Raw genomic sequence first — 15,305 nt, 5'->3', positions numbered from 1 at the left:
GGCAACTATACGGCTAGGCACGCCGCGCATGGTAGAGGCTCACATGCCGAAACTCTTCAGGCTCAGCCAGATCCGGCAAGGTCATCGCCTCCAGCATTTCAATACGCTGATACAACGGGTGGCGGAAATCCCGGACCCGCGAATCGGCCACCAGTGCCTCTTTACCACGGGTCAAAAATTCGTCGAGCAACGGCAGGTTCGCCCGGTCGTAGAGCACGTCGGCGACCAGGATCAGATCAAACCGGTCCGCCTCGGCGAAAAAGTCGGTCGAGTAGGTGAGCTGGACGTCATTGAGTTGGGCATTCGCCCGGCATGAGGCAATTGCCAACGGGTCGAGGTCACAGGCCACCACTTCCAGTGCGCCGGCCTTCACGGCGGCAATCCCCGCCACCCCCGAACCGGCACCGAAATCCAGCACCCGTTTGCCTTTGACCCACTCGGGGAATTCGGCGAGATAACGCGCCACCGCCAGGCCACTGGCCCAGCAGAAACTCCAGTAAGGCGGTTCATGCAGGATTCGCCGGGTTTCTTCAGGGCTGAACGCGCGGTCCATGTTATCGCCGTCGATCAGCCAGAGTTTCAGGTCGGTATCGGGCAATGCAACAGGCACAAGCTGCGCATCACCGAGCAGTTCACCCAACGCCTGTTGCAGGTCGAGCGGTGCAATCATGGCGCTTTGACGAATTGCAGCTGTCCCAGGGCCTGCGTGGTGGGCTGGGAGATGACCTGCGACGGCAGATGCAGAATCAGCTGACCGGACTGGCTGGCACGGCCGCGCAGTTCAACGCGGGCACCGGTCGGGAATGATTCCGGGTTGAAGCGCACGTGAAACGGCAACGCTTGATTGGTGCCGATCAACGTAGAACTGGCGAGCAATTGTTGCGGGCGATCTTTTTCGTCGATCACCAGCAGCGCCAGTTCGACTTCTGCGCCAGCCGGCACGCCTTGCAAGGTGCCGCTCAATTCTCGCTGGTACGCGGGCAGCGGGCCGAGGTTGGCCGACTCCTGGGCTTTTTTCTGCGCAGCCTGCGGGGCGGGCCCGGGCGTCGGCGGCTGGGGCTTGGGCGCATCACTGCTGCAGGCCACCAGCAGGCTGAAAAGACTGAGCAAAACGAGCGGTCTCAAGGACATTTACGGCTCCAGCAAGGTGAAATCCATGGATCAAGCACTATAGGCGTCTGTATACCGTAAACCCTATGGCTTGTCTTGCCACCGGGATGCGCTACCATGGCCCTCCCTTTTTTTGTTGCCTGCCACCATGCACTGTCCCTTCTGCGGTGCCAACGACACCAAGGTCATCGACTCGCGTCTGGTCGCCGAGGGCGAACAGGTGCGCCGCCGGCGTGAATGCCTGGCCTGCGGCGAGCGTTTCACGACGTTCGAGACCGCCGAACTGGTGTTGCCGCGCCTGATCAAAACCGACGGCAGCCGTCAGCCCTTCGACGAAGAAAAACTGCGTGCCGGCATGCAGCGAGCGCTGGAGAAGCGCCCGGTGAGTGTCGAACGCCTCGAATCGTCGCTGGTGCACATCAAACACAAACTGCGCGCCACCGGCGAACGAGAGGTCAAATCCCTCGTGGTCGGCGAGCTGGTGATGGCCGAGCTGCAGAAGCTCGACGAAGTCGCCTATATCCGCTTCGCCTCCGTGTATCGCCGCTTCCAGGACCTCAATGAGTTCCGCGAAGAGATCGATCGCCTGGCCCGTGAGCCGGTGAAAGAATGAACACGCCCGCCGAACACGCCATCCTCGACGCTCATTACATGGCCCGTGCACTGGAGCTGGCGCGCAAAGGCCATTACACGACGCACCCCAATCCTCGGGTGGGCTGCGTGATTGTGCGGGACGGGCAGATTGTCGGCGAAGGCTGGCACGTGCGCGCCGGCGAGCCGCATGCCGAAGTCCATGCCCTGCGCGCCGCCGGCGATAAGGCCCGTGGCGCCACGGCCTACGTGACCCTTGAACCGTGCAGCCACCACGGCCGCACGCCGCCCTGCGCCGATGCGCTGGTAAATGCCGGGGTCGCCCGGGTGGTCGCGGCGATGCAGGACCCGAACCCGTCGGTTGCCGGTCGTGGTCTGCAACGCCTGGCGCAGGCCGGGATTGCCACCGAAAGTGGTGTGCTGGAAGGCGAGGCGCGCAAGCTCAATCAAGGTTTTCTCAAGCGCATGGAACACGGCTTGCCGTTCGTGCGGGTCAAGTTGGCCATGAGCCTGGACGGTCGTACCGCAATGGAAAGCGGTGAAAGCCAATGGATCACCGGCCCGGCCGCACGCTCGGCGGTGCAACGTCTGCGTGCCCAGGCCAGCGTCGTGCTGACCGGCGCCGACACGGTGCTGGCGGACAACGCCCGGTTGACCGTGCGCGCTGACGAATTGGGCCTGGATGCGGAGCAAACTGCTCTGGCGATGAGTCGTCCGCCGCTGCGCGTGTTGATCGACGGTCGCCTGCGCGTGCCGCTGAATGCGCCGTTCTTCAAGGCCGGTCCGGCGTTGGTCGCCACTTGCGTGGCAGTGGAGGAGCAGTACGCCAATGGCCCTGAGTGCCTGATCGTGCCCGGCGTTGATGGCCAGGTCGATCTGCGCCAATTGCTGGTCGCGCTCGCTGCCCGTGACGTCAACGAGGTGTTGGTTGAAGCCGGGCCGCGTCTGGCCGGCGCTTTCGCGCAGCAAGGCCTGGTGGATGAATTCCAGATTTTCGTCGCCGGCAAGTTCCTCGGCTCATCGGCGCGGCCGCTGCTCGACTGGCCGCTCGCGCAAATGAAGGATGCGCCCGAGCTTAAAATCACCGAAATTCGCGCGGTTGGCGATGACTGGCGGGTCACTGCCATTCCTTCGCCACCTGCCAGCGTATAATTCCCGGCCATCGTTACAGCGCTGGCTTTGTTCTCGAGGAGAACCTCATGTTTACCGGCATCATCGAATCCATCGGCAGTATTCGTGCATTGACCCCAAAGGGCGGTGATGTGCGGGTCCACGTAGAAACCGGCAAGCTCGACCTGAGCGACGTCAAGCTGGGCGACAGCATCGCGGTCAACGGCGTCTGCCTGACCGCGGTTGAATTGCCGGGCAACGGCTTTGCCGCTGACGTCAGCCGCGAAACCCTCGACTGCACCGCCATGAACGATCTCAAGAGCGGCAGTCCGGTGAACCTGGAAAAAGCCCTGACCCCGACCACTCGCCTCGGCGGGCATCTGGTCAGCGGTCACGTCGATGGTGTGGGCGAAGTGGTTGCCCGTACCGAAAACGCGCGTGCCGTGGAATTCCGCATCCGCGCGCCGAAAGAACTGGCCAAGTACATCGCCCATAAAGGCTCGATCACCGTCGACGGCACCAGCCTGACTGTGAATGCGGTCGATGGCGCCGAGTTCATGCTGACGATCATTCCGCATACCCTGAGCGAAACCATCATGGCGTCGTACCAGCCAGGTCGCCGGGTGAACCTGGAAGTCGACTTGCTGGCACGTTATCTGGAGCGTCTGTTGCTGGGCGACAAGGCTGCTGAACCAACGGCCGGCAGCACCATTACTGAAAGCTTTCTGGCCCAAAACGGCTACCTCAAATCCTGAAGCTCAAATTTCAAAGAAAGGGGGTGCCTTGTGGCGCTCAATAGCATCGAAGAACTGGTCGAAGACATCCGCCAAGGCAAGATGGTCATCCTCATGGATGACGAAGACCGCGAGAACGAAGGCGACCTGATCATGGCCGCCGAGTGCTGCAAGCCCGAGCACATCAACTTCATGGCCAAGCACGCCCGCGGCCTGATCTGCATGCCAATGAGCCGCGAGCGCTGCGAACTGCTGAAGCTGCCATTGATGGCGCCACGCAACGGTTCCGGCTTCGGCACCAAGTTCACTGTGTCGATCGAAGCGGCCGAAGGCGTGACCACCGGTATCTCCGCCGCCGACCGCGCACGCACCGTGCAAGCGGCTGCCGCGAAAGATGCCAAGGCTGAAGACATCGTCAGCCCCGGCCATATCTTCCCGCTGATGGCCCAGGCCGGCGGCACGCTGGCCCGCGCTGGCCACACTGAAGCCGCTTGCGACCTGGCGCGCATGGCCGGTTTCGAGCCGAGCGGTGTGATCTGTGAAGTGATGAACGACGACGGCACCATGTCCCGTCGCGCTGAACTGGAAGCCTTTGCCGCTGAACATGACATCAAGATCGGTACCATTGCCGACCTGATTCACTACCGGATGATCCACGAACGTACCGTTCAGCGGATTGCCGAGCAGCCACTGGACAGCGAACTGGGCCAATTCAACCTGGTGACCTATCGTGATTCCGTGGAAGGCGACGTGCACATGGCCCTGACCCTGGGCAACGTGTGTGCCGAAGAACCGACCCTGGTTCGCGTGCACAACATGGACCCGCTGCGCGACCTGCTGATGGTCAAGCAACCGGGTCGCTGGAGCCTTCGCGCCGCCATGGCTGCGGTTGCCGAGGCTGGTAGCGGTGTGGTGCTGTTGCTCGGTCACCCGCTCGATGGCGATGTGTTGCTGGCGCACATTCGCGAAACCGCCGACCAGGCGGCCGTGAAAAAACCGACCACCTACAGCATCGTCGGTGCCGGTTCGCAGATTCTTCGGGACCTGGGTGTACGCAAAATGCGCCTGATGAGTGCGCCAATGAAATTTAATGCGATATCCGGTTTCGATCTGGAAGTTGTAGAATACGTGCCCTCCGAATAATGACCGGTTGTTTCCAGTCCTTGATTCGCGGCAAACAAATCACTGAGGGATGCGTAGAAAACGCATCCCGGCTCTTTAAGAGATCTAACGAATGACCCTGAAGACCATCGAAGGTACCTTCATCGCCCCTAAAGGCCGCTACGCTTTGGTAGTGGGCCGTTTCAACAGCTTCGTCGTTGAAAGTCTGGTCAGCGGTGCAGTGGATGCCCTGGTTCGCCACGGCGTAAGCGAAAGCGACATCACCATCATCCGCGCACCTGGCGCCTTCGAAATTCCGCTGGTTGCGCAGAAAGTCGCTCAAAAAGGCGAGTACGCGGCAATCATCGCCCTGGGCGCGGTCATTCGTGGCGGTACTCCGCACTTCGAATACGTGGCAGGCGAATGCACCAAGGGCCTGGCCCAGGTGTCCATGGAGTTCGGCGTTCCAGTCGCTTTCGGCGTGCTGACCGTTGATTCCATCGAGCAAGCCATCGAACGTTCCGGCACCAAAGCCGGTAACAAAGGTGCTGAAGCTGCCCTGTCCGCTCTGGAAATGGTCAGCCTGCTGGCGCAGTTGGAGGCCAAGTGATTAGCGACGATAGCGATCGTTTCAACCCGCGCGATCCAAAGCCTGCGGATGCCGGCAAGCCATCGAAAAGCGTCAAGCGTCGCGAAGCCCGTCAGCTCGCGACCCAGGCGCTGTACCAATGGCACATGGCCAAGCAGTCTTTGAACGAGATCGAAGCGCAGTTCCGGGTCGATAACGATTTCAGTGATGTCGACGGTGCCTACTTCCGCGAAATCCTTCACGGGGTTCCGGCACAGAAGGACAAGATCGATGCGGCCCTGACGCCTTGCCTGGACATCACCATCGAAGAGCTGGACCCGGTTGAACTGGCCGTTCTGCGCCTGTCCACCTGGGAACTGCTCGAGCGTGTCGACGTTCCTTACCGCGTTGTGATCAACGAAGGTATCGAGCTGGCGAAAGTCTTCGGTTCCACCGACGGCCACAAGTTCGTCAACGGTGTACTCGACAAGCTGGCCCCGCGCCTGCGTGAAGCTGAAGTGAAGGCGTTCAAGCGCTAACCGGCGCTTGAATACTTTGTCTCAGCCATGGGCGAGTTTGAGCTGATCCGCAATTTCTTCGCCGCCGCGCCCTGTGCGCAGGGCGGCGAAGGCGTTGCTCTTGGGATCGGCGATGACTGCGCCTTGCTGGCTGTTCCCCCCGGGGAGCAGTTGGCCATTTCCACCGACACGCTGGTTGCCGGCGTGCATTTCGCAGACCCCTGCGACCCGTTCCTACTCGGTCAGCGCTCGCTGGCTGTGGCCGTCAGCGACCTCGCTGCCATGGGTGCCACCCCCGTTGCCTTTACCCTCGCCTTGACCTTGCCGACAGTGACCGCCGATTGGCTGGAAGCGTACTCCCGTGGTTTGAACCTCATGGCGCAACGCTGTGGCGTGGCGCTGGTAGGCGGAGATACCACCCGCGGACCGCTGAGCCTGACCATGACCGTGTTCGGTCGTGTGCCGGCCGCTCAGGCGTTGACCCGCAGCGGCGCGAAGCCTGGCGACTTGCTCTGTGTGGGCGGTGAGTTGGGTAATGCCGCCGGTGCTTTGCCTCTGGTCTTGGGGCAGCGAACTGCTGACGCAGCCGTTGCCGAGCCGCTGCTGGCGCATTACTGGTCACCGCAGCCGCAACTGGCGTTGGGGCAGGCTTTGCGGGGTAAAGCCACCTCGGCGCTGGACATCTCCGACGGTCTGCTCGCCGACTGTGGGCACATCGCGCTGGCGTCGAAGGTCGGCATTCAGGTTGAGCGGAGTAAGCTGCCAGTGTCAGCGGCGTTATTGGCCTTCCTTGGCCATTCCGGTGCCGAAACGGCAGCCCTGAGCGGCGGTGACGATTACGTGTTGGCCTTCACCTTACCGTCCGTCGAGTTACCGTCATTGCTGGCGGACGGCTGGCCGGTCCATGTGGTCGGGCGTGTCGTGACGGGGCAGGGCGTGGCGCTGCTGGATGCCGATGGACAAGACATCACCCCGCAAACCCGGGGCTATCAACATTTTCGGGAGACACCGTGACAGATCATCCCAAACAGGTCCCGGCGGAGTTCGTACCGCCCTCGGTCTGGCGCAATCCCTGGCATTTCCTGGCGTTCGGCTTCGGCTCGGGCACCTTGCCAAAAGCACCGGGCACCTGGGGGTCGCTGGTTGCGCTACCCTTTATCCCGTTATGGCAAATGATGCCCGATTGGGCCTATTGGCTGATGTTGGGCATCACCATGCTGTTCGGCTTCTGGCTGTGCGGCAAAGTGGCCGACGATTTGCGCGTGCACGATCACGAGGGCATCGTCTGGGACGAAATGGTCGGGATGTGGATCACTCTGTGGCTGGTGCCGGAAGGTTGGTACTGGTTGCTGGCGGGTTTTCTGATGTTCCGCTTCTTCGACATTCTCAAGCCATGGCCGATTCGCTGGATCGACCGGCATGTGCATGGCGGCGTCGGGATCATGCTCGACGACGTGCTGGCAGGAGTATTTGCGTGGTTGGCAATGCAAGGGCTGGTAAGGATTTTCGCCTGACGGGCGAGGCAGGGGACTGGGATGGTTCGGCGCTGGTTGGCGGTGGTTTTCGCAATGCTTTGCTCCCTAGCCCAGGCGGGGGACGTTGCGCCGACGCCGTCCGTGATTCTTCTGGCCAGCGAAGAATGGGGAGACTACACCGCCGCTGATGGGCATGGCCTGGGCTGGGACGTGATGCGAGCCATCTTCGAGCCAGCCGGGGTCAAACTCGACTTGCGTACCGAGCCTTACACGCGCGCGGTGGGCTTGGCCCAGCGCGGTGAAGTGGATGCTTGTGTCGGCTCTTACCGAGACGAAGCCAGCGAGGTGCTTTATCCACGCTGGAATTACGATACCGATCACATCTACGCCCTGGGTCTGGCGAGTAATCCGGCACCGACCCCGCAGACCCTCGGCAGCTATCGACTGGCCTGGGTCCGTGGTTACGAGTTCCAGAAATACCTGCCCAACGTGCAGCGCTATAACGAGGTCGTGCGACGCACCGGCATTTTGTCGATGCTGACTCACAACCGCGCCGATTTTTACATCGACGCGCTGAGCGAGATCGATTACATCGTCAAACGGGCCAAGGATCCTGCCCAGTTCCGTCGCACTCCTATCGCTGAATTGCCGCTGTACCTGTGCTTCGCCGACAACCCCAAGGGCCGCGCCTTGATGGCGTTATTCGATCAGCGCATGGACCTGCTGGTAAAAAACGGCACGCTGAAACCCATCTTCAAACGCTGGAAACAGCCTTACCCGTTCGACGCGAACTGAACACGGCCCGTGTTGCAGAACCTGCACACACCGGGTTGTGGTGGCCTGAGATCTAACATTTTGATCGTTATGCCCCATAATTCAGCCTAAGCGTCTGTAGGAACCTGCTGTTACAATGCCGCGTCTGCGAATATCCAGTAATTATGATCAGGAGCACATCGGTGCCTGTCGTTTTCGTCGCCGCTTCCAAGCTGCCAACGCCTTTTGCGCAATTCACCATGCACGGCTTTCTCGATGAAGAAAACGGGCGCGAGCATGTTGTGCTGAGCCTGGGTGATTTCGCCGACGGTGCCCCGGTACTCGGCCGATTGCACTCTGAATGCCTGACGGGCGATGCCTTGTTCAGCCAACGTTGCGACTGCGGCTCGCAACTTGAAGCCGCGTTACAGGCCATCGCTCGTGAAGGCCGTGGCGTGTTGCTGTACTTGCGCCAAGAAGGCCGTGGCATTGGCTTGCTGAACAAGATCCGCGCCTATGAGTTACAGGACGGCGGCGCCGACACTGTTGAAGCCAACGAGCGCCTGGGCTTTGCTGCCGACCAGCGTGATTACGCCATGTGCCTGCCGATGCTTGAGCACCTGGGCGTTAAATCCCTGCGCCTGATGACCAACAACCCGCGCAAGGTCAAAGCCTTGACCGACATGGGCATTGTGGTCGCCGAGCGCGTTCCGCTGCACACCGGTCATAACCCGCACAACAAACTCTACCTGGCGACCAAGGCGAGCAAACTCGACCACATGATGGGCAACGAGCATCAGGGTGAGGCGGATCCGGCATGACCCGCGGTCAGGTTCGGCGGCGGTTGTCGTTCAGTTGGTGGCAATACCTGGCGTTGGCCTTGTTGCCACTGTTCGTGATCAACGGGGTGTTCGGCCAGGGCGAGGCGATTCTACCGGTGCTGGCGATGCCGTTGTTCATCGCGGGTGTGGCGTCGATGTTTGTCAGCCTGAAGTTTTTCGGTGGCTACAAATACGCCCTGATTGCTACGCAAAAAGCCCTCGATACGCCTGAAGAACCCGCCGCCTGGATTGTCCTGGCTGCCAAGCGCCGTACCGCCTTCCTGGCGGCTGCATTGCCGGCCTGGATTGCTGCGTTGGCGGTGTTTGTCGGCCTCGAAGCCGTTCCATTGGTGCTGCTGGCGCTGTCGACCACAGTGCTGTTCTATCTCTACCGTATTCCGCGTCAACTCGGCTGATGCGTCGGGCCTGGCTGGCGGTTCTGTTGTTGGCCGCCAGCGCCTCGGCGATTGCCGTCGAACGGGTTGTCAGCCTCGCGCCGTCTCTCTCTGAAATCGTGGTTGAACTGGGTTCAGCTGATCTGCTGGTCGGCGTGCTGGATGCCGGTGAGCGTCCCGTCGAACTCAAAAACCTTCCTTCGGTTGGCCGCTACGGTCAGTTGGACATGGAGCGTTTGCTCAGCCTCAAACCCGATTTGCTGCTGCTCTGGCCGGGCAGTGTTGGCCCGGCTCAGCGTGAGCAACTCAAGCGCTTGAACATTCCCACCTACGTCGCCGAACCCCACACGCTCGATCAGCTTGCTGCACAGATTGAAGCAATCGCCACGCAACTCGGCCGGTCCGAACAGGGCGTGAGATTGGCGGCCGACCTGCGGCAAAAACTCGATAGTCTGCGTCAGCGCTATCGACGGGATGAGCCGTTGCGCGTGTTTTATCAGGTCTGGGATCGACCGCTGTACACCGTGGGTGGCGGGCAGATCATCAGTGATGCGCTGCAAGTGTGTGGGGCGCGCAACGTGTTTGCCGATCAGACATTGCCGGCGCCGCAGGTCAGTGTCGAGGCCGTGTTGCAGCGTAATCCCGAGGTGATTCTGGCCAGCGATCAGGCCCAGCTCGATGCGTGGAAGGTGTGGCCGCAGGTGGCGGCGGTGGCGCGGGGACAATTGCTGTTGGTGACGGACAAGGGGCTGGAGCGACCGAGTGGGCAGATGGTCGAGGCGACGGCCAAGCTTTGCCGGCTTATCGCGCCAGGCCAGTGAGACCGAGGTGCGGCCATCGCGGGCAAGCCACGCTCCCACATTTTGAATGCATTCCACTGTGGGAGCGTGGCTTGCCCGCGATGACGTCCGCCCGGATGCAGCCGACTTCAGGTCAGATCTCTGGTGTCCAGGTCACCCCAAACATCAACGCCCGACCTTCCTCGCGATACCCATACTGGCTGCCCTCATGGCTATACAGCGCCCGGCTATAGCCCTTATCCAGCGCGTTATCCAGCTTCAGCTCAAGCTTGATCTCACGATCGAGCTCCCAGCTGCTGCGCAACCCCAACAAGGCGTATCCACCCAGTGTCTGTTGATTGTTCAAGTCGTCGTAACTGCTGCTGACCGCTTGCCAACTGACGCCGAAGCCCAGGCGATCAAATTGTCGATCCAGGTCCAGGCTCAATGTCCGCCGTGCACGACGGGCGAGGGTGTGGCCAGTGTCGCGGTCGCGCGGGTCGATGATCGCCACGCCAAGGTTGCTCTGCCAGCCGAACAGTTCCTGTTTCAGCGCGGCTTCGAAACCGTTGATTCGCGCCGACGCCACGTTCTCTGGCCGCGAATTGCTGCCGAAAATAATCGCATCTTCAAGGTCGGTGCGGTAAAGCGAAGCTTCCAGGCGACTGCTTTCTGTTAATTGGCTGCGCCATTGCAGCTCATAGCTTTTCGACGTCTCGGGTTTCAAATCCGGGTTGCTGAAATCGGGGTAGTACAAATCATTGAAGGTGGGTGCGCGAAAACCCTCGCTGTAGGTCAGCAGTACGTCGTTGTCCGTGTTAACCGGCAAGGTGAGGGTGCCGCTCCAGCTGTTCTGGCCACCGAACTGCTGGTTCTCGTCGTGACGAAGCCCCAGCTCAGTGGAAAAGCTGTCCGCCCGATAGTGATGCTGGATAAACGCCGCACGGTTCCAGCGGCTGTCTTCATCGAACGCTGTGCTGCTGTTGATCCGGTCTTCGTACCAGTCGCCGCCCAGGAGCAGGCTGTTGCGGTCGCTGAGCGTCAGGTCGTTCTGCCAGTTCACCGAGTCGCGGTAGGTGTCGAAGACGCTGCGTTCATCGCTGAGCTTGTCGAGGGTCTTCTCGCGGTTTTCGCTGTGGCCGAATTCGACGCGGGTCTTCCAGGCATCGTTAACCCGCGCGTCGATGTAACTGCTGACGCTGCTCACCTCGAAATCGCTGTAAGGCTGTTGCTGTACGGACTCGAAGGTGGTGGTGTCGAAGCGGCCAAACGGGTTGTCGAACTCGCTTTTGCCTCGGTTATCAAGGACATTGGCGCCGATTTCCAGGTCATCGGTGAGTGCGTGACTGACGCTGAAACTGACCGATTGATTGCGGTATTCATCGTGATCGCTGTCGCTGGGATAGGACTCGTGCGTGCGATTGATCCCGGCCGTTTCATTGAGGCTGGTGCCGAGGTTGAAGCGGGTTTTGTCATCGCCGCCGGACAGTCCGAGGCTGCGCTCCCAAGTCTGGTTGCTGCCAAACCCCACGTGCATCCGCGGTTGCAGACCTTGCACGTCGCCACGTCGGGTGAAAATCTGGATCACCCCGCCAATCGCATCGCTGCCATAAATCACCGAACGGGAGCCGCGCAACACTTCCACGCGCTCGACCTGTTCGATGTTGATGTGCTGCAAGTTGCTGTCGCCCGAGGTCGAATTGCCGATGCGTTGACCGTCTACCAACACCAGGCTTTGCGCCGACTGGGTGCCGCGAATGTAAACCCCCGGCAGACTGCCGCGCCCGCCGGTTTGCGCCACTTGCACGCCCGGCACCCGGTTGAGCAGATCGGTGATGCTGTTGGGTTGCAGGCGGTCGATGTCTTCGCGGGTGAACACTGTGTTGGCGGCGCTGCTGTCGTTGCGCGCTTCGACCTGACGGTTGGCGGTAATCAGCACGTCGGGCAGTTTCAACGCTTGATCGCGTTCGAAGGTATCGGCCAGCAGTTGGCCGGCCGGCAGCAGAGTCAGCGTCAGGGCGAGGGGGGAGAGCTTCATCGGTAGTCCGTTGAATCGTTCTTGCGAACACAATTTTGATAGGTCCACAAAACACTGTGGGAGCGGGCTTGCCCGCGAAGGCGTCGGCACAATCAACATTGATGTTGGATGTGACGGCCTCTTCGCGGGCAAGCCCGCTCCCACAGGGAGAGTGTGTTTAGCGGTTCAGCAGTTGCAAGCGCTCGCGCACCGCGGCTTCGATCCCCGCCTCATCCAGTCCGCACTCGGCCAGCATCTGCGCAGGCTTGGCGTGTTCGACGTAGAGGTCCGGCAAACCCAGGTGCAGGATCGACTTGAGGATGTTCTCGCGGGCAAGGAATTCGCTGACCGCGCCGCCGGCGCCGCCCATGATCGCGTTTTCTTCGACGGTCACCAGCAGTTCGTGGCTGTCGGCGATGTCGCGCACCAAAGCTTCATCCAGTGGTTTGACGAAACGCATGTCGACCACGGTTGCATCCAGCGTCTCGGCGACTTTCAGCGCCTCGGCCAATTGCACACCGAACACCAGAAAGGCAACTTTGCTGCCATGGCGACGAACAGTGCCTTTGCCGATTTCAATCGGTTGCAGGTCTTTCTCGATAGTCGCATTCGGACCCGCGCCGCGCGGATAACGCACCGCCGCCGGGCCGTTGTAGAGGTGGCCGGTGGTGAGCATTTTGCGCAGTTCGTTTTCGTCGCTCGGCGTCATCACCAGCATGCCGGGGATGCAGCGCAGGAACGACAGGTCAAAGCTGCCCGCGTGAGTCGGGCCGTCTTCGCCCACCAGACCGGCGCGGTCGATGGCGAACAGCACGTCGAGGTTTTGCACCGCGACGTCATGAATCAATTGATCGTAGCCGCGTTGCAGGAATGTCGAATAAATCGCCACCACCGGCTTCGCGCCTTCGCAAGCCATGCCGGCAGCAAAGGTCACAGCGTGTTGCTCGGCAATCGCCACGTCGAAGTAGCGCAGCGGGAAACGTTCGCTGAACGCCACCAGGTCGGAGCCTTCCTTCATGGCCGGGGTAATCCCGACCAGGCGTGGATCAGACGCCGCCATGTCGCACAGCCATTCACCGAACACACCGGAATACTTCGGTCCGCTGGCCTTTTTCGGGGCGGCGGCCGGTGCGTCCAGCGGTTCGAGCTTGGTGATGGCGTGATAGCCGATCGGATCGACTTCCGCCGGAGCGAAGCCTTTACCTTTCTTGGTGACGACGTGCAGGAACTGCGGGCCTTTCAGGTCGCGCATGTTGCGCAACGTCGCGATCAGGGTCGGCAGGTCGTGGCCGTCGATAGGGCCGATGTAGTTCCAGCCCAGCTCTTCGAACAGCGTGCCGGGAACCAGCATGCCTTTTGCGTATTCTTCAGTGCGGCGGGCGATTTCCCAGGCGCCGGGCAAGCGCGACAGGACCTTTTTGCTGCCTTCACGCATGCTGGCGTAAGTGCGGCTGGAAAGGATTTTCGCCAGGTAATTCGACAGGCCACCGACGTTGCGCGAGATCGACATGTCGTTGTCGTTGAGGATCACCAACATGTTGGCGTTCACTTCAGGCGCGTGGTTCAGTGCCTCGAAGGCCATGCCGGCGGTCAACGCGCCGTCGCCGATCACGGCAATGGCTTTGCGGTCACTGTTTTGCAGACGGGCTGCGATGGCCATGCCCAGCGCTGCGCTGATCGAGGTGCTGGAGTGGCCGACACCAAAGGTGTCGTACTCGCTCTCGGAACGACGCGGGAAGGCGGCGACCCCGTCCTTCTGGCGCAGGGTGCCCATGCGCGCGCGCCGGCCGGTGAGGATTTTGTGCGGATAAGCCTGATGACCCACGTCCCACACCAGCCGGTCGTCCGGGGTGTCAAAGACGTAATGCAGCGCGATGGTCAGCTCGATGACGCCCAGGCCGGCACCGAAATGCCCGCCGGTCTGACCGACCGTGTAGAGCAATTCCAGGCGCAACTCATCGGCCAGGGTTTCCAGCTCGGCTTCGCCTAACCGGCGCAGGCCGTCCGGCGTGTTGGCACGGTCGAGCAGAGGCGTGGTCGGGCGCTTGCGGGGAATCTCATGAAACGTCGTGGGCATCAGGCGAATCGTTATAGGTATAAAAGATGCGGCAGTTTACCTGATGCATCGCCCCCTGCCCACGCGTTGCTTTTAACTTGGCCGATACGCTGTCAGCTACGCCGGTCGACGATGTAGCGGGCCAGGTCGCGCAAAGGCTCGGCGGCCGCGTCAAACGGTCGCAGCGCGTGCAGGGCCTGATCGCGCAGTTCCAGAGCGTAAGCCTTGGCCGCGTCGAGGCCGAGCAGGGCCGGGTAGGTCGGTTTGTCGCGAGCGATGTCGGCGCCCTGGCGTTTGCCGAGGGTTTCGGTATCGCTTTCAACGTCGAGAATGTCGTCCTGCACCTGAAACGCCAGGCCGATGGCTTGTGCGTAGGTTTGCAAGGCTTTCAGCTCGTCCTTTTCGGCGCGGCCGCTGGCCAGGGCGCCGAGTCTGACGCTGACTTCAATCAACGCGCCGGTCTTGTGCCGGTGCATGTACTCAAGGGCTTTCTGATCGAGTTTGAGGCCGACAGAGCCGAGGTCGATGGCTTGGCCGCCGACCATGCCCGCCGGGCCTGCCGCGACAGCCAGGGCGCTGACCATCTGCAGGCGGATCTCGGCGTCCGCCCCGTTCAGGCGCGGGTCGAGCAGGGCACTGAAGGCCAGGCTCTGCAAGCCGTCACCGGCGAGGATGGCGCAGGCTTCATCGAATTTCTTGTGCGTGGTCGGCTGGCCGCGACGCAGATCGTCGTCGTCCATGGCCGGCAAATCGTCGTGCACCAGGGAATACGCGTGAATCAGCTCCACCGCGCAGGCCGCGCCGTTGGCGTGTTCAGCCTTGCCGCCCAGCGCTTCGCAGGCCGCGTAAGCCAGTAATGGACGTACGCGTTTGCCGCCATTCATCACGCTGTAGCGCATGGCCTCATAGAGGCGGGCGAGCTCGGGACTGGGAGCGATGAACAGGGTTTCCAACGCCGCGTTGACACGGGCCTGGCTGGTCGCCGAATACGCTGCAATCATTCTGGCTGATCCGCGTCGAAGGGTTCCTCGGCCAACGCGCCATCGCGCTCGAGCAGCACTTGAACCTTCTGCTCGGCCTGGGCCAGCGCCGCCTGGCAATCGCGGGTCAGACCGATGCCTTGCTCGAAAGCCGTCAGCGAGTCTTCCAGCGACAGTTCGCCGTTCTCCAGACGCTCTACCAGCGTTTGCAGGTCAGCGAGAGATTGTTCGAAATCCAGTGCAGCTTTTTTGCGGGCCATGGCGGCTATTTCCGGTTGACGTTAAACCGGCGCGACA

At 61.5% G+C, this 15,305-nt stretch carries 18 protein-coding genes; 12 read left to right on the top strand and 6 right to left on the bottom strand.

Annotated features, from left to right (window positions below):
- Positions 1–13: 13 nt before the first annotated feature.
- Positions 14–670, bottom strand: coding sequence for a class I SAM-dependent methyltransferase (locus NL116_RS28080; protein WP_494374943.1), 657 nt, complete (start codon positions 668–670; stop codon positions 14–16).
- Positions 667–1,131 (bottom strand): hypothetical protein, encoded by a 465-nt coding sequence (locus tag NL116_RS28075; RefSeq protein ID WP_494374942.1) that lies wholly within the window; start codon positions 1,129–1,131, stop codon positions 667–669. The genes NL116_RS28080 and NL116_RS28075 overlap by 4 nt, the downstream gene beginning before the upstream one ends.
- A gap of 127 nt (positions 1,132–1,258) precedes the next feature.
- Between NL116_RS28075 and nrdR the strand changes: the two genes are divergently transcribed.
- The 12 genes from nrdR to NL116_RS28015 all read left to right on the top strand — a co-directional run bounded on the left by nrdR (position 1,259) and on the right by NL116_RS28015 (position 9,997).
- The gene (gene nrdR, locus NL116_RS28070; protein WP_003228656.1) at positions 1,259–1,723 is read left to right on the top strand and encodes a transcriptional regulator NrdR; all 465 of its coding nucleotides are present in this window, start codon (positions 1,259–1,261) and stop codon (positions 1,721–1,723) included.
- Positions 1,720–2,853 carry a bifunctional diaminohydroxyphosphoribosylaminopyrimidine deaminase/5-amino-6-(5-phosphoribosylamino)uracil reductase RibD gene (ribD, locus tag NL116_RS28065; protein ID WP_494374941.1) on the top strand — a complete coding sequence of 378 codons (1,134 nt, stop codon included), beginning with the start codon at positions 1,720–1,722 and terminating at the stop codon, positions 2,851–2,853. Before nrdR ends, ribD begins: the two co-directional genes overlap by 4 nt.
- 47 nt (positions 2,854–2,900) lie before the next feature.
- On the top strand, positions 2,901–3,566 hold the full coding sequence (locus tag NL116_RS28060; protein ID WP_140669558.1) for a riboflavin synthase: 666 nt from the start codon (positions 2,901–2,903) through the stop codon (positions 3,564–3,566).
- Between the two features lie 30 nt (positions 3,567–3,596).
- On the top strand, positions 3,597–4,688 hold the full coding sequence (gene ribBA / locus NL116_RS28055; RefSeq protein ID WP_123433382.1) for a bifunctional 3,4-dihydroxy-2-butanone-4-phosphate synthase/GTP cyclohydrolase II: 1,092 nt from the start codon (positions 3,597–3,599) through the stop codon (positions 4,686–4,688).
- A 91-nt stretch (positions 4,689–4,779) separates the two neighbouring features.
- Positions 4,780–5,256 carry a 6,7-dimethyl-8-ribityllumazine synthase gene (gene ribH, locus NL116_RS28050; protein ID WP_003185938.1) on the top strand — a complete coding sequence of 159 codons (477 nt, stop codon included), beginning with the start codon at positions 4,780–4,782 and terminating at the stop codon, positions 5,254–5,256.
- Positions 5,253–5,753 (top strand): transcription antitermination factor NusB, encoded by a 501-nt coding sequence (gene nusB / locus NL116_RS28045; RefSeq protein ID WP_310270401.1) that lies wholly within the window; start codon positions 5,253–5,255, stop codon positions 5,751–5,753. Before ribH ends, nusB begins: the two co-directional genes overlap by 4 nt.
- Before the next feature lie 27 nt (positions 5,754–5,780).
- Entirely contained in the window at positions 5,781–6,746 is a 966-nt protein-coding gene (gene thiL / locus NL116_RS28040) for a thiamine-phosphate kinase (protein WP_494374940.1), read from the top strand.
- Complete coding sequence (locus NL116_RS28035; RefSeq protein ID WP_123433385.1) at positions 6,743–7,246, top strand: phosphatidylglycerophosphatase A family protein; 504 nt, start codon at positions 6,743–6,745, stop codon at positions 7,244–7,246. The genes thiL and NL116_RS28035 overlap by 4 nt, the downstream gene beginning before the upstream one ends.
- 21 nt (positions 7,247–7,267) lie before the next feature.
- Positions 7,268–8,002 (top strand): substrate-binding periplasmic protein, encoded by a 735-nt coding sequence (locus tag NL116_RS28030; protein ID WP_494374939.1) that lies wholly within the window; start codon positions 7,268–7,270, stop codon positions 8,000–8,002.
- A 161-nt stretch (positions 8,003–8,163) separates the two neighbouring features.
- Positions 8,164–8,781 carry a GTP cyclohydrolase II gene (gene ribA / locus NL116_RS28025; RefSeq protein ID WP_494374938.1) on the top strand — a complete coding sequence of 206 codons (618 nt, stop codon included), beginning with the start codon at positions 8,164–8,166 and terminating at the stop codon, positions 8,779–8,781.
- Positions 8,778–9,197, top strand: coding sequence for an MFS transporter (locus NL116_RS28020; protein ID WP_494374937.1), 420 nt, complete (start codon positions 8,778–8,780; stop codon positions 9,195–9,197). The genes ribA and NL116_RS28020 overlap by 4 nt, the downstream gene beginning before the upstream one ends.
- The gene (locus NL116_RS28015; RefSeq protein ID WP_494374936.1) at positions 9,197–9,997 is read left to right on the top strand and encodes a cobalamin-binding protein; all 801 of its coding nucleotides are present in this window, start codon (positions 9,197–9,199) and stop codon (positions 9,995–9,997) included. The genes NL116_RS28020 and NL116_RS28015 overlap by 1 nt, the downstream gene beginning before the upstream one ends.
- Before the next feature lie 112 nt (positions 9,998–10,109).
- Here the strand turns inward: NL116_RS28015 and NL116_RS28010 are convergent, their stop codons facing one another.
- The 4 genes from NL116_RS28010 to NL116_RS27995 form a co-directional block, all read right to left on the bottom strand.
- Positions 10,110–11,993 (bottom strand): TonB-dependent receptor domain-containing protein, encoded by a 1,884-nt coding sequence (locus NL116_RS28010; protein ID WP_494374935.1) that lies wholly within the window; start codon positions 11,991–11,993, stop codon positions 10,110–10,112.
- Positions 11,994–12,150: 157 nt separating this feature from the next.
- A complete protein-coding gene (gene dxs / locus NL116_RS28005; protein WP_494374934.1) occupies positions 12,151–14,049 on the bottom strand; it encodes a 1-deoxy-D-xylulose-5-phosphate synthase in 1,899 nt (632 codons plus the stop codon).
- Between the two features lie 92 nt (positions 14,050–14,141).
- Positions 14,142–15,029 (bottom strand): (2E,6E)-farnesyl diphosphate synthase, encoded by an 888-nt coding sequence (ispA, locus tag NL116_RS28000; RefSeq protein ID WP_494374933.1) that lies wholly within the window; start codon positions 15,027–15,029, stop codon positions 14,142–14,144.
- Positions 15,026–15,268 (bottom strand): exodeoxyribonuclease VII small subunit, encoded by a 243-nt coding sequence (locus NL116_RS27995; RefSeq protein ID WP_494374932.1) that lies wholly within the window; start codon positions 15,266–15,268, stop codon positions 15,026–15,028. The genes ispA and NL116_RS27995 overlap by 4 nt, the downstream gene beginning before the upstream one ends.
- Between the last annotated feature and the right edge of the window lie 37 nt (positions 15,269–15,305).

It is taken from the genome of Pseudomonas sp. FBCC-B1667 (assembly GCF_059133255.1).
The sequence above is the reverse complement of the archived record's forward strand: the minus strand, read 5'-3'. Positions and strand labels throughout refer to the sequence as shown.

Coding starts and splice junctions, on each gene's coding strand:
- dxs (WP_494374934.1), bottom strand. CDS start 14,049: ATGCCCACGACGTTTCATGAGATTCCCCGCAAGCGCCCGACCACGCCT.
- thiL (WP_494374940.1), top strand. CDS start 5,781: ATGGGCGAGTTTGAGCTGATCCGCAATTTCTTCGCCGCCGCGCCCTGT.
- ribH (WP_003185938.1), top strand. CDS start 4,780: ATGACCCTGAAGACCATCGAAGGTACCTTCATCGCCCCTAAAGGCCGC.
- ribD (WP_494374941.1), top strand. CDS start 1,720: ATGAACACGCCCGCCGAACACGCCATCCTCGACGCTCATTACATGGCC.
- NL116_RS28030 (WP_494374939.1), top strand. CDS start 7,268: ATGGTTCGGCGCTGGTTGGCGGTGGTTTTCGCAATGCTTTGCTCCCTA.
- NL116_RS28015 (WP_494374936.1), top strand. CDS start 9,197: ATGCGTCGGGCCTGGCTGGCGGTTCTGTTGTTGGCCGCCAGCGCCTCG.
- ispA (WP_494374933.1), bottom strand. CDS start 15,029: ATGATTGCAGCGTATTCGGCGACCAGCCAGGCCCGTGTCAACGCGGCG.
- NL116_RS28075 (WP_494374942.1), bottom strand. CDS start 1,131: ATGTCCTTGAGACCGCTCGTTTTGCTCAGTCTTTTCAGCCTGCTGGTG.
- NL116_RS28060 (WP_140669558.1), top strand. CDS start 2,901: ATGTTTACCGGCATCATCGAATCCATCGGCAGTATTCGTGCATTGACC.
- NL116_RS27995 (WP_494374932.1), bottom strand. CDS start 15,268: ATGGCCCGCAAAAAAGCTGCACTGGATTTCGAACAATCTCTCGCTGAC.
- NL116_RS28020 (WP_494374937.1), top strand. CDS start 8,778: ATGACCCGCGGTCAGGTTCGGCGGCGGTTGTCGTTCAGTTGGTGGCAA.
- NL116_RS28010 (WP_494374935.1), bottom strand. CDS start 11,993: ATGAAGCTCTCCCCCCTCGCCCTGACGCTGACTCTGCTGCCGGCCGGC.
- nrdR (WP_003228656.1), top strand. CDS start 1,259: ATGCACTGTCCCTTCTGCGGTGCCAACGACACCAAGGTCATCGACTCG.
- NL116_RS28080 (WP_494374943.1), bottom strand. CDS start 670: ATGATTGCACCGCTCGACCTGCAACAGGCGTTGGGTGAACTGCTCGGT.